The organism is Flavobacterium sp. 120, from assembly GCF_003633605.1.
GTDB lineage: Bacteria > Bacteroidota > Bacteroidia > Flavobacteriales > Flavobacteriaceae > Flavobacterium > Flavobacterium algoritolerans.
In genome coordinates, this window is record NZ_RBKZ01000001.1 from 1,291,676 (window position 1) to 1,317,594 (window position 25,919).

Genomic DNA, 25,919 nt, shown 5'->3' on the forward strand with positions numbered 1-25,919 from the left:
ATTAACTTATATTTTGATAAATTTAAACCATATAAGTCATGTAAGTTCATCTAAGAAGCTCAATTATTTAAAATAAATTAAATTAAAAACCCTGCAACTTATATTGCAGGGTTTTTAATTTATAACTCATTAATAATTAACAATTCATCATTGATTATTTAAGGCTTCCAACCATATCTTCCGGTTTAACCCAAGCATCAAAATCTTCAGGAGTTACATATCCTAAACGAACCGCTTCTTCTTTAAGCGTTGTTCCGTTTCTGTGTGCAGTTTGAGCAATTTCAGCTGATTTGTAGTACCCAATTTTAGTATTCAAAGCCGTAACTAACATCAATGAATTATCAACTAATTCTTTGATACGTTTGTAGTTAGGTTCAATACCTTGTGCGCAATGTTCGTCAAAAGATAGACAAGCATCACCAAGTAATCTAGCTGATTGTAAGAAGTTTGCAGCCATCAATGGTTTGAAAACATTCAATTCATAATGACCTTGCATTCCACCAACAGAGATTGCAACATCATTCCCCATAACTTGTGCGCAAACCATAGTCAATGCTTCACACTGTGTTGGGTTTACTTTTCCTGGCATAATAGAAGATCCTGGCTCATTTTCCGGAATAAGGATTTCTCCAATTCCTGAACGAGGTCCAGATGCTAACATACGCACATCATTGGCAATTTTATTCAATGAAACCGCCAGTTGTTTTAACGCACCGTGTGTTTCTACGATAGCATCGTGTGCTGCCAGCGCTTCAAATTTATTTTCGGCAGTTACGAACGGATGTCCTGTAAATTCAGCAATATATTCCGCTACTTTTACGTCATATCCTTCTGGAGTATTTAATCCTGTTCCTACTGCAGTTCCTCCTAAAGCTACTTCTGATAAGTGTGCCAAAGTATTTTTAACCGCTTTCAAACCGTAGTTCAATTGCGCTACATATCCTGAAATTTCCTGTCCTAATGTAAGTGGCGTAGCATCCATTAAATGCGTACGACCTATTTTAACCACATTATTGAATTCAACTGCTTTGGCATGAAGTGTATCTCTTAATTTTTCTACACCGGGAATCGTAACTTCTACAACTGCTTTATACGCTGCAATGTGCATTCCTGTAGGGAAAGTGTCATTTGAAGATTGTGATTTATTCACATCGTCATTGGCTTTAATGAATTGTTCGCCTTCGCCAATGTTGAATCCTTTTAGTACTTGCGCACGATTTGCAACTACTTCATTCACGTTCATGTTACTTTGTGTACCTGAACCCGTTTGCCAAATCACCAATGGGAATTCGTTATCTAATTTTCCAGCTAGAATTTCATCACAAACAGCACCAATGGCATCGCGTTTTTCGACTGGCAAAACACCTAAATCACAATTGGCATAAGCCGCTGCTTTTTTAAGATAAGCAAAACCTTCAATAATTTCTTTTGGCATAGAAGCCGATGGACCTATTTTGAAGTTGTTTCTTGAACGTTCTGTTTGTGCGCCCCAATATTTATCAGCTGGAACCTGCACTTCACCCATGGTGTCTTTTTCTATTCTGAATTTCATTTCTTGTTATTTAAAAATAATTATGTCGTTTATTACGTTTTAGCCCCGATGATCCCGAAGCTTCGGGAGAAATCCTTTTCTTTTTGCTGCCAAAAAGAAAAGATTAGAGTGAACAGCGGGAAACAGCTCCAAATTCTGAGCTCAAAAATACGGATAATTCCTTTTTTATAAAAATTGATTGGTAGTTTTTATGTTTTTTTATTGGTACGAAAAGGAATTAAACTTACATTTGTGGCTACATTCAAAAATTCCGGAAAACATGTTTGAATTTTCACAGTACTTAGGCTTTTTACTTTTCTTAACCATTCTTACTATAGGATTTTGGTTAATGTTTTTTCTTGTAGGTTTCGTTCAATATTGGATTGGTGGAGCTTTATGGGAAAGATATAAAGAAAGAAAAGCGAAGAAAGAACAATCAGTTTAAACTTTTTGTTAAATAAAAAAAGGACTCATTTTATGGGCCCTTTTTTTTATGCGTTATACTCTGCTATTTTACTTTTTATCTAAAAAGAAAAAGGACCCGTTTTCACGAGTCCTTATTTTTTTATCCTTGAAAATCACCTTCATTTTCATTTTGATTTCGCTTAGGTTGTTGTTCTCTTTCGTTTTTCTGTTTGTTAAAACGATACGTGAACGATAAGCTAAACTGTCTTTCTCTCCATTGCATTTCGCTGTACGAACTTACAATTCCTGGAAGATTACTTTCCATGATTCTTTTTCTGGAATTGAATACATCACTTACGTTGAATGAAAGTGTTCCTTTGTCTTTTAATACGTCTTTACTGAATGCAATGTTTGCTGCAAAAATCCCTAAGCTTCTTCCTTGTGCATTATTTTGCGGACCATTATAGGTTGCATTAGTCTGCCAGTCGATTTTGTATGGCAATGTGATTTTTGAAGTTAGTCTTGTTGACCAAGATGTCGCTACGTTATCAAAATTTTGTACGATTTCATTATTGTTGAAATCAGTATAGGTAAAATCTCCTTGCGTTTCGTTTCTGAAGAAATTGAAGTTACTGTTTAATTTCCACCATTTGTATGGAGAATAGTTTAATGTAAATTCAAATCCTGTTCTGTATTCAGTTGCCAAGTTGATAGGAGAACTGATTAAGATTGGTGTTCCGTTAACGAAATCTCCTGATTCTCTTCTTGCAAATTGAAAAACATCTGTTGTTTTATTTACGTATAAGGAAGTATTGAAGGTTAATTTTTCCCATCTTTTGATGTAACCAAAATCAATAGCATCTGAAAATGCAGGATCTAAATCTGGATTTCCAACAAAAATATTGATGTTACTCGACAAGTTGCTGAACGGATTCAACATTCTTCCTCTAGGTCTTTGAATTCTTCGGCTATAGCTTAAAGAAGCGCTGCTTTTGTCTGATATTTCATAAGTGAAGAAAGCACTTGGGAAAAAGTTGTTGTACTTTTTAGTGTTGAAATCATTGGTCGCTAATTGATTGATTTCAATATTGGAATCCTCAAAACGCAATCCGAAAAGGGCTGAGAATTTATTAATTTTTACACCATATTGAGTGTAAAGCGCATTAACTTTCTCCTTGTATTCTAATGTATTTGTGAAGTTGTTATTGATTACTCCATCATTTTCAACTCTGTAATCAGTAAGTAATTCTGAGAAATCACCACGGTATCCTGCTTCAAACTGGCTTCCTTTTCCAATAGGTAAAACATAATCCATTTGAAGTAAATTTCTGCTTTGAGTTTGATTGTTGATAGTGTTATCAAATTTTATCACACTTGTATTTGTAGCTGTGTCTGTAATTAATGCATCGTTGATGTCATCATTAGTAGAAAAGGAACCGTCAATGGTTAATTTATGACCGTCTTTTTTAAATTTCTTAGTGAAGTTTGTTGCAAATTCTACGTTTTCACTATCGCTATTTTCTAAATTGATACGATTACGGGTATAGTCATAATTAAATCCTGAATCATAATTATTTTGGAAAACGTTATCAACGTTGATACCATTACTTTTTCTGTAGTTAAAGGTATTGGTCCAAGAAAGGCTTTCACTTAAATACCATTCCATTCCAAAATTACCATTATACCCTTTATTATCTCTTTCGTTTTCTCTAGTTTCATTTACATAATTTCGAGTAGAATTATCAGCATTTAAATATCTTGAATCTGTAAATGCATTTCCGGGATTACTACGGTCATTGTATCCTTGAGTAGTAAAAAGATTAAAGTTTTTTGATTTATAGTTTAAGGTACCGCTTAAACCGTATGTTTCAGGATATCCGGTTGAAGCTATAAAAGTTCCGTTTAAACCTTGATTTTTACCTTTTTTCAAGATAATATTTAATAAACCTCCACCACCTTCGGCATCATATCGTGCAGATGGATTGGTAATAACTTCTACTTTGTCAATCGCATCGGCTGGAATTAATCGCAATGCCTCAGCAATATTAATCGCATTTGAAGGCTTGCCATCAATAAGAACTCTTACATTTTCATTTCCACGAAGACTTACATTTCCTTCAACATCAACAGCAACAGAAGGGATGTTGTCTAAAACATCACTAACAGTTCCTCCTTTTACCATAAGGTCATTCCCTACATTGTATACTTTTTTGTCTAATTTTATTTCAACAGTTGTTTTTTCAGAACGAATAACAACTTCATTCAATTGATTCGCATCTTCATCTAAACTGATTAAACCTAAACTCGTACTTTTTTGAAGGTTCTTTTGTTTAATTTCGTTTATTTTAAAAGATATAAATTCAATTTTTATATCATAAACACCCGGTTTAACTTCAATTTCAAATTCCCCATTTGGATTTGTAATTCCACCAGCAACTGGTTTTGGATTGTTTGGAATTAAAAAAGTAATTGTAGCGTATTCAAGAGGTTGTTTACTTATTTTCTCAATTACCTTACCTGTTATTTTAATTTTTGGAACTGCAGGACCTTGTTGAGCTTGTGGAGCTTGAGCAAAACTGAACAGGGTCGTAAAAAAGAGAACAAGAATTAAAACGGATTTCATTTTTTTCATTTTTTAAAAACTTTGGTTACAAACTTTAGATTGCAAAAGTAGGATTTGGTTTAATACTACAAATCACAAAAAAATGTTAATTAAAACAACCGGATTTTTATAAAATAAAAGAGGCCACTTTTTCTAAATCACGTCCTATAATAGCCGAGTTTCCATCGATTACAATTGGTCTTTCAATTAGAATTGGATGCGAGATCATGGCTTGAATAATTTGTTCATCATTCAATTTTTGATGTTTAAAATTTTCTATCCAAATTTTTTCTTTTTGGCGGACTAATTCAATGGGTTTTATGTTTAATTTTTGGATAATAGCTGACAACTCTTCAAATGAAGGTGGGTTTGTCAAATAATTGATGATTTCAAACTCTTTTTTTGAGTTTTCCACAAATGCGAGGCAATTTCTGGATTTTCCACAGCGTGAATTATGGTATATTTGTATCATAGTTAATACTATTGGGTTATTATAAATGGGTATTTCAAGGATTAGTATTAATGTAACAAAAATAGCATTTGCTAAACTAATTAAGTATAAAAATAAAACGAAAATTATATGTTTATAGAACAGGGAATAAAATCAGAGAATCATTTTTGGAAATATATTTTAGGTTCAATAATAATAATTTGCGCTTCATTTGTGGGTCAGTTGCCACTTTTAATAGGGATATTGTATGAAACAATTTTCAATGGAAAACCTTATCCAACAGATAATGAATCGGTAATGCGTTTTTTTGATTCAAATCTGACTTTGTTTTTAATACTGATTTCGTTCGTTTTTATTATGCTAGGCATTGTGTTGGTAGTTCGTAATTTACATGGACAAACGATGCTTTCTGTAACAACATCAAGAGCTAAAATAGATTGGAAAAGAGTTGGATTTTCTTTTATGGTTTGGTCCGTTTTTACAATTGTATCCACTTTGCTATTCTATTTTTCTAATCCTAACGATTTTGTAATCAATTTTAAACCAGTGCCATTTGCAATTTTAGTCGTAATTGGTGTAGTGCTAATTCCTATTCAAACCAGTTCTGAAGAATATATTTTTAGAGGATACTTAATGCAGGGATTTGCTAATCTTGCCAAGAATAAATGGTTTCCCTTATTGATGACTTCGGTTATCTTTGGAGGAATGCATATTTTTAATCCTGAAGTGGCTAAAATAGGGCATATAGTACTTGTATATTATATAGGAACTGGGCTTTTACTGGGAATTATTACATTGATGGATGAAGGAATGGAGCTGGCTTTAGGATTTCATGCTGCCAATAATTTAGTAGGTGCTTTACTTGTTACTTCTGATTGGTCTGCATTTCAAACCAATTCTGTTTTTAAAGATATTTCGGAACCGTCAGCCGGATTAGATGTTATAGTGCCGGTGGTTCTTATTTACCCAATACTTTTATTTATCTTTAGTAAAAAATACAATTGGACCAATTGGAAAGAAAAACTAACTGGAAATATTTAATCATTAAAACTGTTCAATAATTTAAAATAAACCTATCATGATTGATACAATAACATATCATAATGTCCACAACCTCTTTAAGTTAAACGGGTTTCATCTGAACCGAAATGATTTATGCAGAGTAGCGTACAGTTTTATAAAAGAAGGAGACGAATTCGAAAAATCAGTGGGAGATTTTGTACTCGATTGGTTTGATAACAAATCGTATATAGAAATGAATACTTCCGGGACTACCGGAACTCCAAAATTGATTCGTGTCGATAAACAAGCGATGGTCAATTCAGCAATTGCTACCGGTGATTTTTTCGATTTAAAACCTGGAGACAAAGTATTACATTGCTTACCGACTAAATATATTGCAGGAAAAATGATGTTTGTGAGGGGTTTTATTCTGGGTCTTGATGTTGATTTTGTTGCGCCAAGTTCTCATCCTATGTTGCAAAACGATACCAAATATGATTTTGTAGCGATGGTTCCTTTACAAGCTCAAAACTCTTTATCAGAATTGAAGAATGTAAAAAAGATGATTGTTGGTGGTGCAAAAATGAACAATACTCTTGAAAAAGGACTTTCTAAATTGAAAACGGAAGTGTATGAAACCTACGGTATGACGGAAACGATTACTCATATTGCAGCCAAGAAAATAGGTGAGGAGACTTTTTCAATTTTGCCAAATATTAAAATTAGCCAAGATGATAGAAATTGTCTGGTGATTGATGCTTTAAAAATTTCTAATGAATCTATTGTCACAAATGATTTAGTGGAACTTGTAGGCGAAAATCAATTTGTTTTTTTAGGACGTATTGATAATGTAATAAACAGTGGTGGAATCAAATTGATTCCTGAAAAAATTGAAGATAAGTTATCCGATAAAATTAACTCAAGATTTTTTGTAACCGGAAAACAAGATGCTGTTTTAGGTGAAAAATTAGTTATTGTTATTGAAGGGGAGCAGCAAATACTGGACGACACTATTTTTGATGGTTTGGACAAATATGAAAAACCAAAAGAAGTTTTTTATGTTTCTAAATTTTCTGAAACCGAAAACGGGAAGATAAAGCGCAAAGAAATTATAGAAAGTATTTAAATTGTTTTAATAAAAAAGCTTCCGTTACTTTTGGAAGCTTTTTTATTTAATTATTGCTCCATTTTAAAGTAATAATCAGCTGAATTTTTTCCACTTCCGTAGAATAAGAAAAAGATACAAATTCCTAATATCAGTAATGCCAAAAGTAAATTTTGGGAATGCATTTCTCCCATAAAATTTACTACAATAGCACCTATTAATATAGGAAGTTGTGCTATTATTGCCCATCTTGTCAATAAACCAAAAGCAATCATTATACCGCCAACCATGTGCGCCGGAGCAATATAATGAACGAGAAACATTCCACCACCAATTCTGTCAATTGGAGATATCAGATCATTTAAATATTGGATATTCGTTATAAAAGAGATTCCTTTCATAAACAAAAATACTCCAAGTGCTATTCGTACCAAATCCACGGTTAAATAAGTGTGCGTATTCGCCCATTTGTTTAAATTTTTGACGCTGTTCATAATACTATAGTTTTAAAAATGTAGTACTAAGTTACTGATTTTTAATTAAATAATTTATAATTGTTAAAGAAAACTAAACTTTGAATGTTTTCTTCCTTCAAAAGAATTGTACGGTAGCTTTTGCGAATAAATTACTAATAATGGTGTCTTAATTTATAAGTACAGCGAGAGTAGAGAAGTTAAATTTTAAAAAGGATTGAGTAATTTTTAATAATTTGAAATACCTTGTTTAGTTTAGGAATAGGTAATTTATTCGCAAACCAAGGCTGTTTTCAGCATGGCCAAGAGCTAAAAATTGACTAAAATTAAGAGATAAACTGATTTTGTCTTTATTAGAACCAATGTCAAATGATTTTCCAAAATACAGACCTGAACACAATCCAAATTGCTGGTCACTGGCATATTCAGATACAAAACCCAATCCAATTTTACTATCTTCATCAGAAAGTGCATATCCTAAACCGGTTTCGACTCCCAAAAAATAATTTGAATTTAAATTAAACTGAACATTTGGTTTAATACTGAATAAACTAAAATTACTATGTAAAGCTCTTTCTGTCAATGTGCTTTCGGTAGTAAGTATTCGACTGCCTTTTTTAATGAATCTATAATCATAATCAAATCGGATTCCGAGTTCTAATTTTCTTGAAATTATTTTTCCAGCTCTGGCATTTATTCCTAGAGCAAGTCTATGACTTCGATACATTTGTATGTGTACAGGCAGCGATGCGTTGATACCTGTTTCGAGATAAAAAGGTTTCTTATCCTTTGACAAAATAGTATTTTCGGTTTTATTTTGTGCATATGTAAACTGCCCCACTAACAATAAAAGTGTTGTTAGTAAAACAAAAATCTTTTTCATTTCTTTTAATTTTAGATAATTAAATGAATTAGGTTAAGATTTTTTAGGGCATTATAACTACTTTTAGGAACCATTTATATAGTTCCTAAAAGCATTATAAATATACAAAATATAGATTTAAGTATCTGTAAATGAGTGGTTAAACTTGAATAACGCCCAAATTAAATTTCTTCTCAATAGGCGAGTGGTTTGCCGCTTCAATACCCATAGAAATCCAGGTTCTGGTGTCTAAAGGATCGATGATTGCATCAGTCCATAATCGTGATGCTGCATAATAAGGCGAAACCTGTTCGTCATATCTAGCTTTGATTTTATCAAACAATTCTTTCTCTTTGGTTTCGTCAACCAGTTCGCCTTTTGCTTTAAGCGAAGAAGCTTCAATTTGTGCTAATACTTTCGCAGCTTGCGTTCCGCCCATAACGGCTAGTTCAGCACTAGGCCAAGCAAAAATTAATCTTGGGTCATACGCTTTTCCACACATGGCATAATTTCCTGCACCGTATGAATTCCCTACGATAACCGTGAATTTTGGTACAACTGAATTGGATACAGCATTTACCATTTTGGCACCGTCTTTAATAATTCCGCCATGTTCAGATTTGGATCCAACCATAAAACCGGTAACATCTTGAACGAATACCAAAGGAATTTTCTTTTGGTTGCAATTAGCGATAAAACGGGTTGCTTTATCAGCGCTATCAGAGTAAATTACGCCACCAAACTGCATCTCGCCATTTTTGGTTTTTACTACTTTTCGTTGGTTGGCAACAATTCCAACTGCCCAACCGTCAATTCTGGCATAACCGGTAATAATGGTTTGACCATAACCGTCTTTATACGCTTCAAACTCGGAATTATCAACCAGACGATTGATGATTTCCATCATGTCGTACTGTTCATTTCGGGCTTTTGGTAAAACACCGTAAATTTCTTTTTCGTCTAATGCTGGTTTTTCTGATTTAATTCGGCTGTAACCAGCTTTGTCAAAATCACCTATTTTGTCAACAATATTTTTTATTTTATCTAATGCGTCTTTATCATCTTTGGCTTTGTAATCTGTAACGCCCGAAATTTCACAATGTGTAGTTGCTCCGCCTAACGTTTCGTTATCGATGCTTTCGCCAATGGCAGCTTTTACTAAATAACTTCCGGCTAAGAAAATACTTCCTGTTTTATCCACAATCATCGCTTCATCACTCATAATTGGCAAATAAGCACCACCAGCAACACAACTTCCCATTACAGCAGCGATTTGAGTAATTCCCATACTGCTCATTTGAGCATTATTTCTAAAAATGCGACCAAAATGCTCTTTATCCGGGAAAATCTCATCTTGCAAAGGCAAATAAACGCCTGCGCTATCCACTAAATAGATGATTGGAAGGCGATTTTCCATTGCAATTTCTTGCGCACGCAGATTTTTCTTTGCAGTTATGGGAAACCAAGCACCTGCTTTTACAGTAGCATCATTAGCCACAACAATACATTGTTTTCCTCTGATATATCCTATTTTGACAACAACTCCACCAGAGGGACAGCCACCATGTTCTGCATACATTCCTTCACCAACAAACTCCCCAATTTCGATGCATTTTGCTTTTGGGTCCAATAAATAATCAATACGCTCGCGTGCTGTCATTTTACCTTCACCATGTAATTTTTGGATGCGTTTTTCACCACCTCCTAATTTGACTACGCTTAATTTTTGTCGCAATGCTGAAAGTAAAAGTTTATTGTGGTCTTCGTTTTTGTTGAAGTTCAAATCCATGATGAAATAGTGTTAAAAAAATTTTGTGCTAAAATACAAAATCCAACTAAATAAATTTTATTATTTTAATTGGATTTTGATGAAAATCGAATATATGTTTACTATTAAAACAAAAAAACAGAAGTTTATCTCTGTTTTTTATGAATTTAATAAAAAAGTAAGTGTTTATTTTTTTGACTCATTGACAAGTCTTTTCAAAATTGCCCATTGTTTTAATGCATCACGAGCTTCAACAGCTGGATATCCTAACATGGTTTTTCCCGCTGGAATATCTCCTGTAACACCGGAACCGGCACCAACAATGGCACCATCACCAATAGTGGTGTGGTCTTTTATAGAAGCGCTTCCGCCAATGATTACACCATTTCCTAATGTTACTGATCCTGCAAGTCCACTGTTTCCAGCCATAATACAGAATTTCCCCAATTTACTGTTATGACCTATTTGAACTAAATTATCAATTTTACAACCATCTCCTAAAACGGTAGAGCTGAATTTTCCTCTATCAACACATGAGTTAGCACCAATTTCTACACTGTTACCAATAATTACATTTCCAATTTGTGGAATTTTCACTAAACCTCTTTGTGGGTCAGGACGAAAACCAAAACCATCGGCACCAATTGTTGCATTGGGATGCAAAATACAATCATTCCCAATATGACATCGTTCTCTAATAACTGTTCCTGACCAAATCACGGTGTTTTTACCTATTGTACATTCGTCAAGTATAGTCACATTTGGATAAATAGTTGCATTGTCTCCAATTATAACTTTAGGCCCTATATAACATCCTGCACCAATTCGGGCACCATTACAAATGGTTGCAGTTGAATCAATTACTGCTGTTGGGTGAATGTCAATTGTAAATATTGGTGTTGGAGGTGCAAAAAGTTCCAATACCTGAGACATTGCTAAATCAGCATTTTTTACTTTTATGAAAGCCCTGTCTTCTCCGGGTTCTATAGATATATCTTCGTTGACAACCGCTACACAAGCCTTGGATGCAGACCAAAATTTTTCGTATTTTTTGTTTCCAATAAATGAAATTTCAGATTCATTAGCGGCTTCAAGTTGTTCAGGCGCAGTAATACTTTGAAAAGTATTCCCGACTATTTCTCCTTTTAGAATCTCATTTATTTCTTGAATTGTGTAGGATTTCATTAAGTATATATTGGATTTGGTTGTTTAATAATTATCAAATAAAAGAATTTAGGGTTAAAATTCCTAATCTTAATAAATTCTTTAACAAGATAAAAAAGTGTTATTTATATAAGTAATAAAAATAAATTCACAACAAAAGGGAGTCTTAAAAAATTAATTTTGCTGTTTAATGTATGCTTGTACCTGATGAAATCATTTCAAATAAAATTTTCAGTTTTTATACTTTTCTTTTCTGGTTTTTCTGCAAATGCACAAATTCAGGCTTTATTTAACAGTAAAACACAACTTCGGGATTTGACTGAACGCTGGGAATTAGACACCACTTCTGTTAGAGGGACATTTTTGTTGACTCCTTATAAACCAATGTATGTTTTACCGGTTCGATGGACAAATAATCCAAATGAACAACCTATTTCAGGAAATGTAGATCCTGATTATGTTGCTCCTGATGGAGTTGATTATAATAATATAGAAGCTAAATTCCAATTGAGTTTCAAGACCAAAGTCTTGCAGGGAATTTTCTGGGGACACGGCGATTTATGGGTTGCTTATACACAAATATCACATTGGCAAATCTATAATAATGATCTTTCAAGACCCTTTAGAGAAGTGAATTACGAGCCGGAACTTATTTTGAATGTTCCTGTTAAATTTAATTTTTTGGGTTTTAAAGCCCGAATGGTTGGAGTGGCTTTCAATCACCAGTCTAACGGGAAGAGCGAACCTTTTTCAAGAAGTTGGAATAGAGTTATTCTTCATGCAGGATTAGAACGTAAAAATTGGACAATTTATCTTAGGCCTTGGTTTCGTCTGCCTGCAGAGAAAGATGATAATCCGGATATTTCAGAATATGTTGGACGTGGTGATATAAATGTGATTTATACCAAAAATGGTAATATATTTTCTTTTATTGGCAGCCATAATCTAAATTTTAATTCAAAAACAAGAGGGAATTCATCCTTTTCCTGGTCGTATCCCATAAAAGATAATCTTAAGGGATACTTGCTAATCTCTCATGGATATGGTGAAACGCTGATTGATTATAATAATTTACAAACTACTATTGGAGTAGGGGTTTCCTTGATAGAATGGCTTTAAATTTTAAAGGAGCAATTCTTAAAAATAGCATGAAAAATCTACAGAACGGTAATTGGTATACCAAATTTCACACGTGTTTCTTTACCATCTATTTTACCTGGAGTCCATCTTGGGCCATTAACTAATAATCGTATAGCTGACAAATCCATCTCTTTATTGATACTTTTTACAACTTCGAAGTGGTTTAAAGTTCCGTCTAATTCAACATAAAATCCAATTCTTATTTCCCCTCTACCACTGTTTGGAGATTTAAAATTATTTGCTACATAATCATAAAAAGCTTTCATTCCTCCAGGGAATTCAGGTTTTACGTAGTAAGGAAAAAACGCTATTTCAGTTCCGTTTTCATCAAAACATTTTCCATCAACAAATTCTCCATTTTTAAAATTTTCGGTACGTTTTACTTGACCGTTTTCAAAATATCGAGTTTGAACGCCTTCTGGTTTGCCTTTAATATATATTGCCAGCATTTGTTTAGTGCCATTTTTATACCACTTTTCAGATGTGCCGTTTAAAATTCGTCTTTTGTAATTTGAAAAATGATCTTTGGTAAAAAGAGAATTATCGAGGTAGTAAGTTGTTCGCAATGTTCCTTCTGGACTCTCTTCATAAATAGTATAATAAGTGGCATTATCTGCAGATGGTAATTCTTTGAAATCTTCTGTAAAATATACTTTTTTCTGTGCATAAAAAGTTATGGACGATAATAAAACGAATAATACAAGTAATTTTTTCATGGTAACGTGATGATTTTTGAACAAAAGTAACAAAAAAATCCTACAATATAGCTTTAGCTTACTGTAGGATTAAATTTAATAGTAGAATATTTTTACTCTTCTTTTTGTCCCATCATCATGAGATATGCTTTAAGGAATTCATCGATTTCTCCATTCATTACGCCTTCAACATTGCTGGTTTCATGACCGGTTCGAACATCTTTGACTAATTTATAGGGTTGCATCACGTAATTTCTGATTTGTGAACCCCATTCTATTTTCATTTTCCCAGCTTCGATATCCGCGCGTTGTGCCTGTTTCTTTTTTAACTCAATTTCGTACAATTGAGAGCGTAACATTTGCATCGCTCGTTGTCTGTTATCTTGTTGTGATCGTGTTTCAGAACATTGTATCTGAATCCCCGTTGGTTTGTGAAATAATTGTACTTTAGTTTCTACTTTGTTTACATTTTGTCCTCCCGCACCACTGGATCGCGAAGTGGTAATTTCGATATCGGCAGGATTAATGTCAATTTCGATACTATCATCTACAAGCGGATACACATAAACGGATGCAAACGACGTATGACGCTTGGCATTACTGTCAAACGGTGATATTCGAACCAATCGATGTACGCCGTTTTCGCCTTTCAAATAGCCAAAGGAATAATCGCCTTCAAATTCGAGTGTTACGGTTTTTATTCCAGCTGCTTCACCTTTCTGGAAATTCAGTTCTTTGATTTTATAGCCGTATTTTTCGCCCCACATCATGTACATGCGCATTAGCATTTCGGCCCAATCACAACTTTCCGTTCCTCCGGCACCGGCAGTTATTTGCACAACAGCACTCAACGTATCACCTTCATCCGAAAGCATATTTTTGAATTCGATTGCTTCAATATGAGCTTGAGTGGCGTTGTAATGTTCGTCTAATTCTTGTCCGGTAAGTTCTCCTTCTCTGTAAAAATCATAGGCGAGTTGCAATTCGTCCGTCATTTCGACAGCTTTATTGTAATCTTCAATCCATTTTTTCTTGTTTCTAAGATTTTTTACAATGAGTTCCGCTTCTTTTGCATTGTTCCAAAAGTCGGGAGCAAAAGTTTTCTCTTCTTCATTAGAAATCTCAATTAGCTTGGCATCAACGTCAAAGATACCTCCTCAACGCACCAAGGCGCTCCACAATACCTTTAATTTGTTCGGTAGTTGTCATAAAATTATATTAATTTGATAGGTCTGTTTTCAATATTTACAAAAAATTCCGTTGTGTAATATATTTAGTTTAGTTTTAACTGAACTAGTTTGAATTAACAAACGGTATTATGTAAATTTGTGGCACAAAAATAGAAAAATTTTACGAAGGGACAATTCGAGAATAGCCCGTACTGATAATAAAAAAATATGGAAATAAATTTAATTAGCGATACCATCACAAAGCCTTCCAACGAAATGTTGCAATATATGTTCAAAGCAGTTGTAGGTGATGATGTTTACAAACAAGATCCTACAGTTATTGAATTAGAAGCAAAAGTTGCAGCGATGTTTGGTATGGAGGCAGGACTTTTCTTCCCTTCAGGAACAATGGCCAATCAAGCAGCCATAAAATTGCATACACAGCCCGGCGAACAATTAATAGCGGACAAATACGCGCACGTTTATCATTATGAAGGTGGTGGAGTTTCTTTTAACAGCGGAGTTTCTTGTTGTTTATTAGACGGAAACCGCGGAATGATAAATGCCGAACAAGTGGCGGGAGCAATTAATGACCCTGAATTTTATCACAGTCCTTTGACGAGTTTAGTTTGTGTGGAAAACACAACCAATAAAGGCGGAGGCGCTTGTTACGAACTAGAGGACTTGCAAAGAATAAAACAGGTTTGCGATGTTAATAATTTGAAATTCCACATGGATGGCGCCCGAATTTGGAATGCATTGGTAGCCAAAAAGCAAGATCCAAAAGCATTTGGAAAATTATTCGATACGATTTCGGTTTGTTTATCCAAAGGATTGGGAGCACCAATTGGTTCTGTTTTATTGGCTGATAAAGCGACTATTCACAGAGCGTTGCGTGTTCGAAAAATATTTGGTGGCGGAATGCGTCAAGTAGGATATTTGGCAGCAGCCGGAATTTATGCTTTGGATAACAATATAGAACGCCTTGCTGAAGATCATCGTAGAGCTAAAGAAATTGCCGATGTATTGAAAAAGTTAAGCTGGGTTGCTTCTGTAGAGCCAGTTGAGACTAATATTTTGATTTTTTCATTGGTACCAAATTGTAATGAGAAGAATTTAATTGAAGTTTTAAAACAAAAAAACATTTCAATCAGCTCAATGGGACATGGAAAATTGAGAATAGTAACGCATCTTGATTATAGAGAAGTGATGCATACTTATGTTTTGGAAACACTCCAAAAATTAGTATAATTCTGTTTGGAAAATTTGTTTAAAGTTTAAGGTTTAACGTTTTTATCGCAATGAAAAAACAGTAAGCCTTAAACTTTAAACTTTTTTATTTAAAAAGATTATCCATTCCTGGAATCATTGGCATATCCATTTTTGCAACAGCATCAAGTTCAGCTTCATTTACTTTAGTAGCTTTTTCGATAGCTTTGTTTAGTACCAAAATCATATAATCTTCTAATTGTTCTTTGTCTTCCAGCAAAGAATCGTCAATAGTAATTGATTTAATGGAGCGATTGGCAGTCAGTGTCACTTTCAATAAACCATCGGTACTTTGCTCATCTATAAGGACTGTGTCTAAACGTTTTTTAGTGTCTTCTATCTTTTGTTGGGTTTCTTTAAGTTTGCCCATCATTCCCATTAAATCCATGTTTTAATTTTTTTAAATTAATTGAATCACAAAATTAGTATATTGCATAGTCATATTCAACAAAATATTCATGAAAAATAGACTCATCATAACTTCTCTTTGTGTTATTTTTGTAACTTCATTTACTAATACAAAAGCACAACAAATGTTAAAAAAAAGTCCAATTCCAGTAGCTAAAATAATTCCTAAATCATTAGAAAAACATAATGAGACAAGAATTGATAATTACTTCTGGTTAAATGACAGAGAAAATCCCGAAGTTATTGATTACCTGAATAAGGAAAACACATATTATGATGCAATGACTGCTCATACTAAAGATTTTCAAAAAGAATTGTTTGAGGAAATGAAAGGAAGAATTAAGGAAGATGATCAGTCAGTTCCTTATTTATACAACGGCTATTACTACATCACCCGTTTTGAAAAAGGGCAGGATTATCCCATTTATTCGAGAAAAAAAGGAAGTCTTTCAGCCAATGAAGAAATTTTATTCAACTGCAATGATTTGGCCAAAGGACATTCGTACTTCCAATTAGGAGGTTTGAGTGTGAGTCCGGACAATAAATTTGCAAGTTTTGGAATAGACATTGTTGGAAGAAGAATTTACACCATACAGATAAAAAATCTTGAAACGGGAGAAATCCTTTCGGATAAAATCGAAAATGCCACAGGGAACTCCGTTTGGGCAAACGATAATAAAACTATTTTTTATACCAGACAGGACAAAGTTACCTTGCGTTCAGATAAAGTTTTCAAGCATAAATTATCCACTGATGCTGCCGATGATGTTTTGGTTTTTAACGAAAAGGACGATACGTTCAACGTTTCGGTGAGTAAAGAAAAATCAAGAAAATACATTGTCATTGGTTCCGGAAGTACATTGACTACTGAATATAGAATACTTAATTCTGATACTCCAGACGGTGAGTTTGTGGTTTTTCAACCAAGAGTTCGTGGTTTAGAATACAGTATTTCTCATTTTGGAGATTCTTTTTACATTCTTACCAATAAAGATAAAGCTACCAATTTCAAGTTGATGAAAACGCCTGAGAACGCTACTGCAAAAGAAAATTGGAAAGATATAATTGCGCATAGAAAAGACGTTTTGCTGGAAGATATCGAGATTTTCAGAAACTACTTGGTTGTTGAAGAACGTTCGAATGGATTGAATCATATCCGGATTATGCCTTGGAGTGGAGCAGGAGAGTATTACTTGCCTTTTGGAAGTGAAACGTACAATGCCTATACAACTACAAATGTTGATTTTGACACGGATATTTTGCGTTACAGCTATCAATCATTAGCAACGCCATCTTCGGTTATTGATTTCAACATGAAAACCAAAGAGAAAGAAATCAAGAAAGAGCAAGAAGTTCTTGGAGGCAAATTCGATAAAAATAATTACATCGAAGAACGCGTTTGGGCCACGGCTACCGATGGTACAAAAGTGCCTATTTCTTTGGTATACCGAAAAGGATTAAAGAAAGACGGTAACAATCCTTTATTGCTTTATGCATATGGCTCTTACGGAGTTACAATGGATACTTACTTTTCATCGACACGCTTGTCTATTCTTGACAGAGGATTTGTATTTGCAATAGCACACATTCGCGGTGGAGAAGATTTAGGTAGACAATGGTATGAAGACGGAAAATTATTGAAAAAGAAAAATACATTCACTGATTTTATCGATTGCTCTAAGTTTTTAATTCAGGAAAAATATACTTCTCCTAAACATTTATATGCCGAAGGCGGTTCAGCAGGAGGATTATTAATGGGAGCAGTAGTAAATATGGCACCTGAATTATACAACGGAGTGATTGCTCAAGTTCCTTTTGTGGATGTAATTACTACGATGCTTGATGACACTATTCCGCTTACAACTGGAGAATATGACGAATGGGGAAATCCAAATGTTAAAAAATATTACGATTATATGTTGTCTTATTCACCTTATGATAATGTAAAGGCTCAAAAATATCCTAATATGTTTGTTTCTACTGGACTTCATGACTCTCAAGTGCAATATTGGGAGCCTGCAAAGTGGGTTGCAAAGCTACGAACTCAAAAAACAAATGACACTGTTTTATATCTTAATACAAATATGGATGCTGGTCACGGAGGTGCTTCAGGCCGTTTTGAAGCCCTAAAGGAATTAGCAAAAGAATATAGTTTTCTATTAGATTTAGAAGAAATTAAAAACTAATTAGATTTTTTTGTTAAATTTGTAACATTCGTGTTTAGTGAAAGATTGCCACGACTAACTATTTTTTTATGAAAAAAGAAATAACTGCTTATAATAATGTCTTAGAATTAATAGGTAATACTCCACTTATTAAGCTAAATAAAGTTACTGAAAATTTAGAAGGAAATTTTTACGCTAAAGTAGAAGCTTTTAATCCGGGACATTCTTCAAAAGATAGAATAGCATTATACATAATTGAAGAAGCTGAAAGGAGAGGTATTTTATCTCCTGGTGATACCATAATTGAAACAACTTCCGGTAATACGGGTTTTAGTTTAGCAATGGTCAGTATTATAAAAGGCTACAACTGTATTCTTGCTGTTAGTTCTAAATCATCTAAAGATAAAATTGACATGCTTCGCAGCTTAGGTGCTAAAGTATATGTTTGTCCCGCGCATGTTTCTGCTGATGATGAACGCTCTTATTATAACGTCGCTAAACGTTTGCATGAAGAAACGAAAGGTTCGATTTATATTAATCAGTATTTTAATGAGTTGAATGTTGATGCGCATTATAAGTCTACCGGTCCGGAGATTTGGAAACAAACTAGCGGAGCAATTACACACTTAATTGCTTGTAGTGGAACAGGCGGAACTATTTCAGGTACTGCAAAATATTTAAAAGAACAAAATCCTACTATTAGAATTCTTGGAGTGGATGCTTTTGGGTCTGTATTGAAAAAATATCATGAAACTAGAGAATTTGATAATGACGAAATTTATCCATATAGAATAGAAGGTCTAGGAAAAAATTTAATTCCATCTGCAACTGATTTTGATATTATTGATAAGTTCATGAAAGTAACCGATGAGGAAAGCGCTCATGCTGCACGAGAAATTACCAGAAAAGAAGGTTTATTTGTTGGATATACTTCAGGAGCAGTGATGCAAGCGATTAGACAATATGCAGAAGAAGGTGAATTTGACGCTAATAGTAATGTAATAGCAATTTTCCCGGATCATGGTTCTCGTTATATGAGTAAAGTATTTAGCGATGATTGGATGAACGAACAAGGTTTCTTTGACAGCATCAACGAAGAAGAAGTTCAAAAAATAGAATTTATAAAATAAATTTAATATTCAATAAAAAAGTCCCATTTACCTCAGCAAATGGGACTTTTTTATTGAATATTAAATTTGAACACTTTTTATTTAATCCAATAATTCAGAATTATTAAGTATCAATTCAATTTTTTTAATAGTGATTGTGATCTGACTCATTTGTAATTCTATATTTCTAAAAAAGAGACTAATATCTCTATTGACCCAACTTTCAGAAATAACTCTTGCGCCTAAACTAATTCTTAAAATAGCACTTTCAATTTCTGGAGTATATTTTACATTAACTGCTTGACCAATATGACATTTTTGGGCAGCAAGTCGAATGATTTCTAAAGAAGAACCTTCAAACTGATCAGATAAATCCGAATTTAATAAAGTATATAATTTTTTTACTTTATCAACAGATAAGACCTCATTGTTTTTTAAAATAAAGAAAGGAAAAATGGTACGAATATTTCTTATTCCAAATTCTTTACTGCTGTAAATCTTAGTTTTTGTTTCATCCCCGTAAATAGGCTGTAAAAAAGTGGCCTCTTTTATGGAGTCGTCCACAAAATTACAAAACATCTCAATACCCATATTTCGATATAAAATAGGTGTTTTGTAATACCTGTCCATTTCAACCACCGCAGCATTCCAGCGCATATAGGAACCATAGTTATAGCCTTCAGATAATTCATTGGAACAAAACCAGGAAGTCGGCCAATCAGAACGATTATAATATTGGTTTAATCCTTTGGGTAATGTGTTTTTTACAGATTGAATTAATTTATTGACATTTTTAGGTAAAATTAATGCACCGCAATATGGAGGACCAGTAAAGAATTTACTCCCCGTTATGGTGACAATATAGCCTTTATTTAAATAATTTTGTATGTCTTTTGGATCTAATCTTAGCTGTGAACCATCTACAATTATTTGAATTGATAAGTCTTCAAGTGTGTTTAGTTTTTTAATAAATTCGTCGCTGGGAGATTGATATCCTAATTTTGATTGGTCCATAGTATGTAATACTATATGTCTGCCTTCATTTCTGGTCTTAACAACGGCATCAAATACTTCCTGATCTAATTGATTAGACGTTTTTAATGCGCCATTTTGATCTCTAAAAGGGATTTGTATTAAATCAACATCTCTAAAACCTTCAATTTTAGTGTCTTTTTTAATTGGATAATTTAAAGCTGTAGTGTTTTCAAAATGACACCCTTTTAAGGCCGCAGCTACACCGCTACCAGTTTCATCAGAGGCCACCAAAATATGTGTAATTTCTTTGTCAGAAATAATTTGTGTTATGGCTGCTATTTGGAGTGAAGAATCAGTACCTGATGGTGAAAAAATTATTTCACTTTCCTCATTTAATTTAAAGATATGTCTAAGATTATTTTTTAGCAATTCAGAAAACTCGATTGTAGTATTTTGAAAACCTTTCTTAAGACTATTTCTAATCAATATACTTCTCACTTTATCTGTTTTATCAAAAGCAAAATTAGAAACACTTGACGCCGTAGACGAAGCAAAGGTAAATGCATCAGGTCTTGGAAATGGACGGCATCCGTATTTGTTTAGCAAATGAATCTCATCGATATTCAATCGAAGATCACCACCAGACATCAACATGTATTCTGTCGGTTTTGCAAGATTTTCGACAATTGGTTTCCAAGATTCTTTGAGTTCAGTGTTTGAATTTTTTAAACCATGAAAAGATTGAAGTTCGTCGTTTATTAATGAAGATTCAGTATTTAAAGAGGCATCATTTTTAATTAAGTTAATTAGAATATAATCAAGATTTTCTAATTTTTCCTTATCATCTTTCGGTAGTAAATTATAAAAAATTCGAATCACTTCGAGAGCTGCAATATCACATAAAACAACATCTTTTTTCTCGGCGTTCAATGCTTTGTACCATAGCTGCCATTCGATTCCATATCTTAAATAGACTAACGCTAAAATGGGTTTGTCTAAAAATGAGGAACCAATTATAATTGATTTGTTGGGTACAATTTTAAAAACAGTAGGCTCACTGGTTGAAGTGATAATATTGATGTTATTTATCTTTGGTACTGTATTGAATCTTTTTAAAATGCGCACTAAATAGTTCACATTTTCTTTTTCAAATAAACTGGTTCTTTTATATTGATTTTCAATTAGAATGTTGTTTGTCATAGATGTTGTAATTTAAAACGTTCTTTAGAACGATACTCTGTATTTGGAAATTTAGATTGCTAACTAAACTCATTCAATCAGGGACTATTTTTTGTAGATGAACATAACAAAAAATAATTGTGCTCCTAACGGTTTGATGTTTCGCTTGTTTTTAAGGCGTAGCATTTCGCAAAAGTCAGCAAATATAAGAAACTTGGTAGCAGTATAAAAGATATTAAATAATACTCGTTTGCTAAATCTTCTATTTTTAGATAAAGTCAATAATTTAAACGGTATTTATAAAATAATTTGGAGGCAAATGTCTTTTAAAAACTTATTTATATACTATTGACTTATTGCTTGAAAATTTTAGAAAAAGGTAAAAGCCTTAGGGAAACATATAATTCCAAGAAACTATTTGGTTTGTTTTACAACTATGTTTTCAGCCGATTTTAATAAATAACTCAAAGAATACTTTAAAGGATAAATCACAGAGGTAATATTGTTAGTTCATAAATTGTGAAACAAAAAAACTCTAGCCAAAGCTAGAGTTTAAAGTATAATTGTATCAAAATCTATTCCTCTTCCATAGTATGATATACGTTCATCACATCATCATCCTCCTCTAATTTTTCAATTAGTTTTTCTACATCAGCGACTTCAGCTTCTGTAAGTTTTTTGGTGATTTGAGGGATTCTTTCAAATCCGGAAGAAAGAATTTCAAGTCCTCTATTTTCTAATTCTTTTTGAATGGTTCCAAAACTGCCAAAAGGAGCATATATTAAAATACCATCTTCATCTTCAAAAATCTCTTCAGCACCAAAATCGATTAATTCTAATTCTAATTCTTCAGGGTCGATTCCGTTTGCCGGAATTCTGAAATTACACGTATGATCAAACATAAATTCAACAGAACCTTGAGTTCCCATAGTTCCATTGCATTTGTTAAAATAACTTCTAACATTAGCAACAGTTCTGTTATTATTATCTGTAGCTGTTTCAACTAGAATTGCAATTCCATGAGGCGCATATCCTTCAAATAAAACTTCTTTATAGTTGGCGGTGTCTTTATCAGTAGCTTTTTTAATGGCACGTTCTACATTTTCTTTTGGCATATTTACTGCCTTTGAATTCTGGATTACGGCTCTTAATCTTGAATTGGCTTCAGGATTTGGTCCGCCTTCCTTTACGGCCATTACAATATCTTTACCAATTCTGGTAAATGCTTTGGCCATTGCTGACCAACGTTTCATTTTTCTACCTTTTCTAAACTCAAACGCTCTTCCCATTTCTATTTTTTATTTTGAACTGCAAAAATACAGTTATTAGTTATTTTTTCAAAAATTTTTATTAATCAATTGGCACGTGCTTTGAAATAAAACTATCACCGGTTACATTCCAAAAATTGATTGTATTTGCACGCTCTGAATTGAATTTATTATTGTTAGCATTATAATTTCCAACTTCTTTATTCAACTCGTTTACCAATTTATTGAAATTATCCACTTCTTCCTTTGATCTGGAAGCGACTGATTTGTTATCCATTATTTTTTTAGTTTCTTGAAATTTCTGATTGAGCATCATAAAAGCAACTACTTTAGGACTAAATTCTAACGCTTCTTTTTTACTGAATTCCAATACTTTTTTGGTAGCATTTACCAGTATTAAATCATTATTGTATGCTTTAAATGTTTTTAATTTATCCAAACCCTCATTCGAATATTGTTCTAATGCATTACTGTTTTGTTGAATAGCATTCAAATTGTTTTGAGCAATAGCATTCATCAAAAGAGATTCTGTGAAATTTACTTTGAAAAAAATCAGAAATAATTGGGTATGATTTTCAAAAACTTCATTTGAGATTTTCATTTTTTTACCCAATTCACTTTTATCTTCTCCAATTTGGATGCCATATTTAGTTGCAAATATTTTTTGGTTGGCATTCAATTTATCCACTTCTTCATTGATTTTAGTATTGACCAAGTCTCTTGCCAAAATAAAAGCTTCCATAAAATCATAGGATTGTTCCGCCACTTCCTGCATGTTTATGATTTTTTCATATTCCTGATTGATTTGTTTTTCAGAAATTGATAAATAAGCTAGTAGTTGGTCTTTGTATTCAACATCACCTTTATACCCATCTTTTAAAGCTTCTATTTTTTTAGTGGCATTTTGGATACTTTTTACCAATGTTTTACGCGTTACATCAATTCTTCGGGCATTTTTACTATGTGCAACTGCCGAAGTGTATTTCCATGTTGTTCGAGAAATAGCATCAGTTTCTTTGCCAATGTAATTCAAATAGTCAACAGGAGTTTTGAATTCTTGCGCATTAGAAAAGGTAATTGTAATTAAAAAGAGGAACGAAGTAAAGGTTAGTTTCATTTTTTTTGGTTGGTTATTTATTTAAATTCTTATAATCGTTTATTATGGCAATTGCTTCTTCTAAATAAGGATTGTTTTTCACCTCTTTGATTTTATAGCGATTAATATCCTGTTGAAAAACATCAAATTTTAATTGCTCTAAATCAAAGGAATTATTCGAGATTGTACTGTTACTTTCGCTTTCCACAATTTTTTTGACTTTTTTCCAAAGCGAATCAATTTCATGAATATCATTGAATACATCTTTAAAAACTAATCGAGTCGGTTTTTTAGGATTGTTATAAAGTGCATTTATCTGCTTGTTAGCCAAACTAATTTCATTGAAACGAGAGGCGTTTTTCACTCTTGAATTACTTAATTCGACTATTTTGGGGAAATAGGTTTTTGAAAACGGATTAAATCTTGCTTTTGTGGTAATCATATCATATTTCAAAGCAGTTTTAAAACTAATTTCTCGCTGAATGATGCTGTCAAATAAAACTGGTACAGCAATATCTGGAACAATCCCTTTTATCTGGTGGCTGTCGCCAGTAATTCTGTAGAATTTTTCAATAGTTAGTTTTACAAAACCCTGTTGATTGTTTTCGTCCAATGGTAGAATAGTTTGCATGGAAGCCTTGCCTAACGATGTACTGCCAATGATGATTGCCCGGTTATAATCCTGCATTGAGGCCGCAAAAAATTCGCTTGCCGATGCTGAATTTCCGTTGATTAACAGCACAATTGGGCCATTGTATGCGCTGCCACGATTCCCGTCTTTTAAAATAGTTTGTTTATTTTTATTATTTACCAAAACAGATACTGGACCAATATCTAAAAACATTCCGGCTAATTTAATGGCTTCTTCCATTGATCCACCGCCATTGTCTTGAAGATCGATTACTAAACCTTCAACATTGTCTTTTTGAAGTTTCACAATTTCTTTGGCAACATCATCAGCGCAACCTTGAATAGAATATCCATCGAAATTAGAATAAAAACTAGGAATATTGATGTACCCAATTTTAGTTTCCGCTTCGGCAATATAACTGAAAACAGCATTTTCAGTGGCTTTCATTACTTGCTTTCTCAGGCGTACAGATTGTACTGTTCCATTTTTTTTCTGAATGGTCAACTCAATTTCTATATTCGAATCAGAAAAAATTAATTCTCCAATTTTTTCTATGGAAGAGCAGGAAACAGAATATGCATCTCCTTTGGTATTAGACACTTTCAGGATTACATCATCTTTTTCAAACTTATCCGTTTTGGCTGCTGGACCACCGGGGACAATTTCTTCGATGATAATTTCCTCTTTTTCATTAAATCCAATATTTAAACCCAATGAAAGATTACTCGTTGATAAACCCGACATAAAACTGGATTTAGCATCCATTGAAAAATAATTGGAATGAGGATCAAAATAGGTGCAAAAAATATTCAAAAAATTATTTTGAAGGTCATTTTCTAATCTGTTTGTGTCTCCAAGAATGCTATTTACTTTGCATAAGTTGGTGTCAAATATTTTTGCTTTAGAAGTTTTTTCGAGCTTTGAAAAATTCTGCGTCAGTGAATCTAAATTCGAACTTAATTTAGAAATGTCTTCCAGAATATCATACTTAATTCTCTTTCTCCAAACTCTTTCGATATCCGTTAAAACCAAATCAAAAGGGAAGTTTTTCTTCGAAAATTTAACGGAGTCATTCGTATTGTAATCAAAAGTCTCCTGTTGTATTTTTTCTAAAATTTTCTTTTTTCGAACTAAAGCCAATTTATAAACAGCAACAAAATCACTCATAAAAGAACAATTATTCTGTAAAATATAATTGTCCAGTTGAAGTCTATGCTCACGTAGTTTTTGATATTCAATCTTGGTAAACAAGTTTCGGTTAGAGTCCAAAACATCCAAAAAACTATCAAAAACAAAAACCGATAAACTGTCGTCTACCGGTTTTGGTTGGTAATGTTCGCGTTGTATTAACGCATTTATTTTAGAAAGTGTTTCACAAGTTTTTGCATCATTTTGACCCAAAAGTGAAAATGTAGTCAGCAACAATACAAGTGAAAGTTTCTTCATTTATTA

21 protein-coding genes are annotated in these 25,919 nt (G+C 33.0%); 7 read left to right on the top strand and 14 right to left on the bottom strand.

The genetic code is table 11. The features are described from left to right. Positions 1-154: 154 nt before the first annotated feature. Positions 155-1,552: a class II fumarate hydratase gene (fumC, locus tag C8C87_RS05585; protein WP_121341864.1), complete on the bottom strand. Its 1,398-nt coding sequence runs from the start codon at positions 1,550-1,552 to the stop codon at positions 155-157. Between the two features lie 259 nt (positions 1,553-1,811). Here fumC and C8C87_RS05590 point away from each other — a divergent pair, with 259 nt between their 5' ends. After that, positions 1,812-1,976, top strand: coding sequence for a hypothetical protein (locus tag C8C87_RS05590; RefSeq protein ID WP_099716357.1), 165 nt, complete (start codon positions 1,812-1,814; stop codon positions 1,974-1,976). Between the two features lie 120 nt (positions 1,977-2,096). On the opposite strand, the gene C8C87_RS05595 is transcribed toward C8C87_RS05590, so the two are convergent. Together C8C87_RS05595 and arsC are read right to left on the bottom strand one after the other, a co-directional pair. Further along, entirely contained in the window at positions 2,097-4,559 is a 2,463-nt protein-coding gene (locus tag C8C87_RS05595; RefSeq protein WP_315161886.1) for a TonB-dependent receptor domain-containing protein, read from the bottom strand. A gap of 106 nt (positions 4,560-4,665) precedes the next feature. Then, entirely contained in the window at positions 4,666-5,010 is a 345-nt protein-coding gene (arsC, locus tag C8C87_RS05600) for an arsenate reductase (glutaredoxin) (RefSeq protein ID WP_121341867.1), read from the bottom strand. Positions 5,011-5,118: 108 nt separating this feature from the next. On the opposite strand from arsC, the gene C8C87_RS05605 reads away from it, so the two are divergent. Beyond that, complete coding sequence (locus tag C8C87_RS05605; RefSeq protein ID WP_121341869.1) at positions 5,119-6,030, top strand: CPBP family intramembrane glutamic endopeptidase; 912 nt, start codon at positions 5,119-5,121, stop codon at positions 6,028-6,030. 37 nt (positions 6,031-6,067) lie between these two features. Next, positions 6,068-7,117, top strand: a complete 1,050-nt coding sequence (locus tag C8C87_RS05610; protein ID WP_369869775.1) for an AMP-binding protein — start codon at positions 6,068-6,070, stop codon at positions 7,115-7,117. Positions 7,118-7,167: 50 nt separating this feature from the next. Here the strand turns inward: C8C87_RS05610 and C8C87_RS05615 are convergent, their stop codons facing one another. The 4 genes from C8C87_RS05615 to lpxD all read right to left on the bottom strand — a co-directional run bounded on the left by C8C87_RS05615 (position 7,168) and on the right by lpxD (position 11,384). Continuing rightward, positions 7,168-7,590: a DoxX family protein gene (locus C8C87_RS05615; RefSeq protein ID WP_099715723.1), complete on the bottom strand. Its 423-nt coding sequence runs from the start codon at positions 7,588-7,590 to the stop codon at positions 7,168-7,170. A gap of 229 nt (positions 7,591-7,819) precedes the next feature. Beyond that, positions 7,820-8,452 carry a hypothetical protein gene (locus tag C8C87_RS05620; protein WP_121341871.1) on the bottom strand — a complete coding sequence of 211 codons (633 nt, stop codon included), beginning with the start codon at positions 8,450-8,452 and terminating at the stop codon, positions 7,820-7,822. 139 nt (positions 8,453-8,591) lie between these two features. Then, positions 8,592-10,220, bottom strand: a complete 1,629-nt coding sequence (locus C8C87_RS05625; protein WP_121341873.1) for an acyl-CoA carboxylase subunit beta — start codon at positions 10,218-10,220, stop codon at positions 8,592-8,594. 165 nt (positions 10,221-10,385) lie between these two features. Next, complete coding sequence (gene lpxD, locus C8C87_RS05630; protein ID WP_121341875.1) at positions 10,386-11,384, bottom strand: UDP-3-O-(3-hydroxymyristoyl)glucosamine N-acyltransferase; 999 nt, start codon at positions 11,382-11,384, stop codon at positions 10,386-10,388. A gap of 186 nt (positions 11,385-11,570) precedes the next feature. Here lpxD and C8C87_RS05635 point away from each other — a divergent pair, with 186 nt between their 5' ends. Then, positions 11,571-12,482 carry a phospholipase A gene (locus C8C87_RS05635; RefSeq protein ID WP_121341877.1) on the top strand — a complete coding sequence of 304 codons (912 nt, stop codon included), beginning with the start codon at positions 11,571-11,573 and terminating at the stop codon, positions 12,480-12,482. Positions 12,483-12,520: 38 nt separating this feature from the next. Here C8C87_RS05635 and C8C87_RS05640 read toward each other — a convergent pair whose 3' ends face one another. Continuing rightward, positions 12,521-13,219, bottom strand: coding sequence for an energy transducer TonB (locus tag C8C87_RS05640; RefSeq protein ID WP_121341879.1), 699 nt, complete (start codon positions 13,217-13,219; stop codon positions 12,521-12,523). 92 nt (positions 13,220-13,311) lie between these two features. Then, positions 13,312-14,407, bottom strand: a protein-coding gene (prfB, locus tag C8C87_RS05645) for a peptide chain release factor 2 (RefSeq protein ID WP_121341881.1) whose coding sequence is annotated in 2 segments (ribosomal slippage) — positions 13,312-14,343 and positions 14,345-14,407 — 1,095 coding nt in all. Because the reading frame shifts where the segments join, the coding sequence is not laid out codon by codon here. A 188-nt stretch (positions 14,408-14,595) separates the two neighbouring features. On the opposite strand from prfB, the gene C8C87_RS05650 reads away from it, so the two are divergent. Further along, positions 14,596-15,618 (top strand): low specificity L-threonine aldolase, encoded by a 1,023-nt coding sequence (locus C8C87_RS05650; RefSeq protein ID WP_121341883.1) that lies wholly within the window; start codon positions 14,596-14,598, stop codon positions 15,616-15,618. Positions 15,619-15,703: 85 nt separating this feature from the next. On the opposite strand, the gene C8C87_RS05655 is transcribed toward C8C87_RS05650, so the two are convergent. Next, the gene (locus C8C87_RS05655; protein ID WP_099715715.1) at positions 15,704-16,024 is read right to left on the bottom strand and encodes a YbaB/EbfC family nucleoid-associated protein; all 321 of its coding nucleotides are present in this window, start codon (positions 16,022-16,024) and stop codon (positions 15,704-15,706) included. A 145-nt stretch (positions 16,025-16,169) separates the two neighbouring features. Here C8C87_RS05655 and C8C87_RS05660 point away from each other — a divergent pair, with 145 nt between their 5' ends. After that, positions 16,170-18,230, top strand: a complete 2,061-nt coding sequence (locus C8C87_RS05660; RefSeq protein WP_369869860.1) for a S9 family peptidase — start codon at positions 16,170-16,172, stop codon at positions 18,228-18,230. Positions 18,231-18,298: 68 nt separating this feature from the next. Beyond that, positions 18,299-19,339, top strand: coding sequence for a PLP-dependent cysteine synthase family protein (locus tag C8C87_RS05665; protein ID WP_099715713.1), 1,041 nt, complete (start codon positions 18,299-18,301; stop codon positions 19,337-19,339). Positions 19,340-19,420: 81 nt separating this feature from the next. Here C8C87_RS05665 and C8C87_RS05670 read toward each other — a convergent pair whose 3' ends face one another. The 4 genes from C8C87_RS05670 to C8C87_RS05685 form a co-directional block, all read right to left on the bottom strand. After that, complete coding sequence (locus C8C87_RS05670) at positions 19,421-21,493, bottom strand: hypothetical protein (RefSeq protein WP_121341886.1); 2,073 nt, start codon at positions 21,491-21,493, stop codon at positions 19,421-19,423. Between the two features lie 554 nt (positions 21,494-22,047). After that, positions 22,048-22,761 (bottom strand): YebC/PmpR family DNA-binding transcriptional regulator, encoded by a 714-nt coding sequence (locus C8C87_RS05675; RefSeq protein WP_099715711.1) that lies wholly within the window; start codon positions 22,759-22,761, stop codon positions 22,048-22,050. 61 nt (positions 22,762-22,822) lie between these two features. Then, on the bottom strand, positions 22,823-23,857 hold the full coding sequence (locus C8C87_RS05680; RefSeq protein ID WP_121341888.1) for a hypothetical protein: 1,035 nt from the start codon (positions 23,855-23,857) through the stop codon (positions 22,823-22,825). A 13-nt stretch (positions 23,858-23,870) separates the two neighbouring features. Continuing rightward, positions 23,871-25,913, bottom strand: a complete 2,043-nt coding sequence (locus tag C8C87_RS05685; RefSeq protein WP_121341890.1) for a S41 family peptidase — start codon at positions 25,911-25,913, stop codon at positions 23,871-23,873. Positions 25,914-25,919: the final 6 nt, after the last annotated feature.

Coding starts and splice junctions, on each gene's coding strand:
- C8C87_RS05605 (WP_121341869.1), top strand. CDS start 5,119: ATGTTTATAGAACAGGGAATAAAATCAGAGAATCATTTTTGGAAATAT.
- C8C87_RS05650 (WP_121341883.1), top strand. CDS start 14,596: ATGGAAATAAATTTAATTAGCGATACCATCACAAAGCCTTCCAACGAA.
- C8C87_RS05590 (WP_099716357.1), top strand. CDS start 1,812: ATGTTTGAATTTTCACAGTACTTAGGCTTTTTACTTTTCTTAACCATT.
- C8C87_RS05595 (WP_315161886.1), bottom strand. CDS start 4,559: ATGAAATCCGTTTTAATTCTTGTTCTCTTTTTTACGACCCTGTTCAGT.
- C8C87_RS05660 (WP_369869860.1), top strand. CDS start 16,170: ATGTTAAAAAAAAGTCCAATTCCAGTAGCTAAAATAATTCCTAAATCA.
- C8C87_RS05635 (WP_121341877.1), top strand. CDS start 11,571: ATGAAATCATTTCAAATAAAATTTTCAGTTTTTATACTTTTCTTTTCT.
- C8C87_RS05615 (WP_099715723.1), bottom strand. CDS start 7,590: ATGAACAGCGTCAAAAATTTAAACAAATGGGCGAATACGCACACTTAT.
- lpxD (WP_121341875.1), bottom strand. CDS start 11,384: ATGAAATCCTACACAATTCAAGAAATAAATGAGATTCTAAAAGGAGAA.
- C8C87_RS05680 (WP_121341888.1), bottom strand. CDS start 23,857: ATGAAACTAACCTTTACTTCGTTCCTCTTTTTAATTACAATTACCTTT.
- C8C87_RS05675 (WP_099715711.1), bottom strand. CDS start 22,761: ATGGGAAGAGCGTTTGAGTTTAGAAAAGGTAGAAAAATGAAACGTTGG.
- C8C87_RS05670 (WP_121341886.1), bottom strand. CDS start 21,493: ATGACAAACAACATTCTAATTGAAAATCAATATAAAAGAACCAGTTTA.
- fumC (WP_121341864.1), bottom strand. CDS start 1,552: ATGAAATTCAGAATAGAAAAAGACACCATGGGTGAAGTGCAGGTTCCA.
- C8C87_RS05665 (WP_099715713.1), top strand. CDS start 18,299: ATGAAAAAAGAAATAACTGCTTATAATAATGTCTTAGAATTAATAGGT.
- C8C87_RS05685 (WP_121341890.1), bottom strand. CDS start 25,913: ATGAAGAAACTTTCACTTGTATTGTTGCTGACTACATTTTCACTTTTG.
- C8C87_RS05625 (WP_121341873.1), bottom strand. CDS start 10,220: ATGGATTTGAACTTCAACAAAAACGAAGACCACAATAAACTTTTACTT.
- C8C87_RS05640 (WP_121341879.1), bottom strand. CDS start 13,219: ATGAAAAAATTACTTGTATTATTCGTTTTATTATCGTCCATAACTTTT.
- C8C87_RS05655 (WP_099715715.1), bottom strand. CDS start 16,024: ATGGATTTAATGGGAATGATGGGCAAACTTAAAGAAACCCAACAAAAG.
- C8C87_RS05620 (WP_121341871.1), bottom strand. CDS start 8,452: ATGAAAAAGATTTTTGTTTTACTAACAACACTTTTATTGTTAGTGGGG.
- arsC (WP_121341867.1), bottom strand. CDS start 5,010: ATGATACAAATATACCATAATTCACGCTGTGGAAAATCCAGAAATTGC.
- C8C87_RS05610 (WP_369869775.1), top strand. CDS start 6,068: ATGATTGATACAATAACATATCATAATGTCCACAACCTCTTTAAGTTA.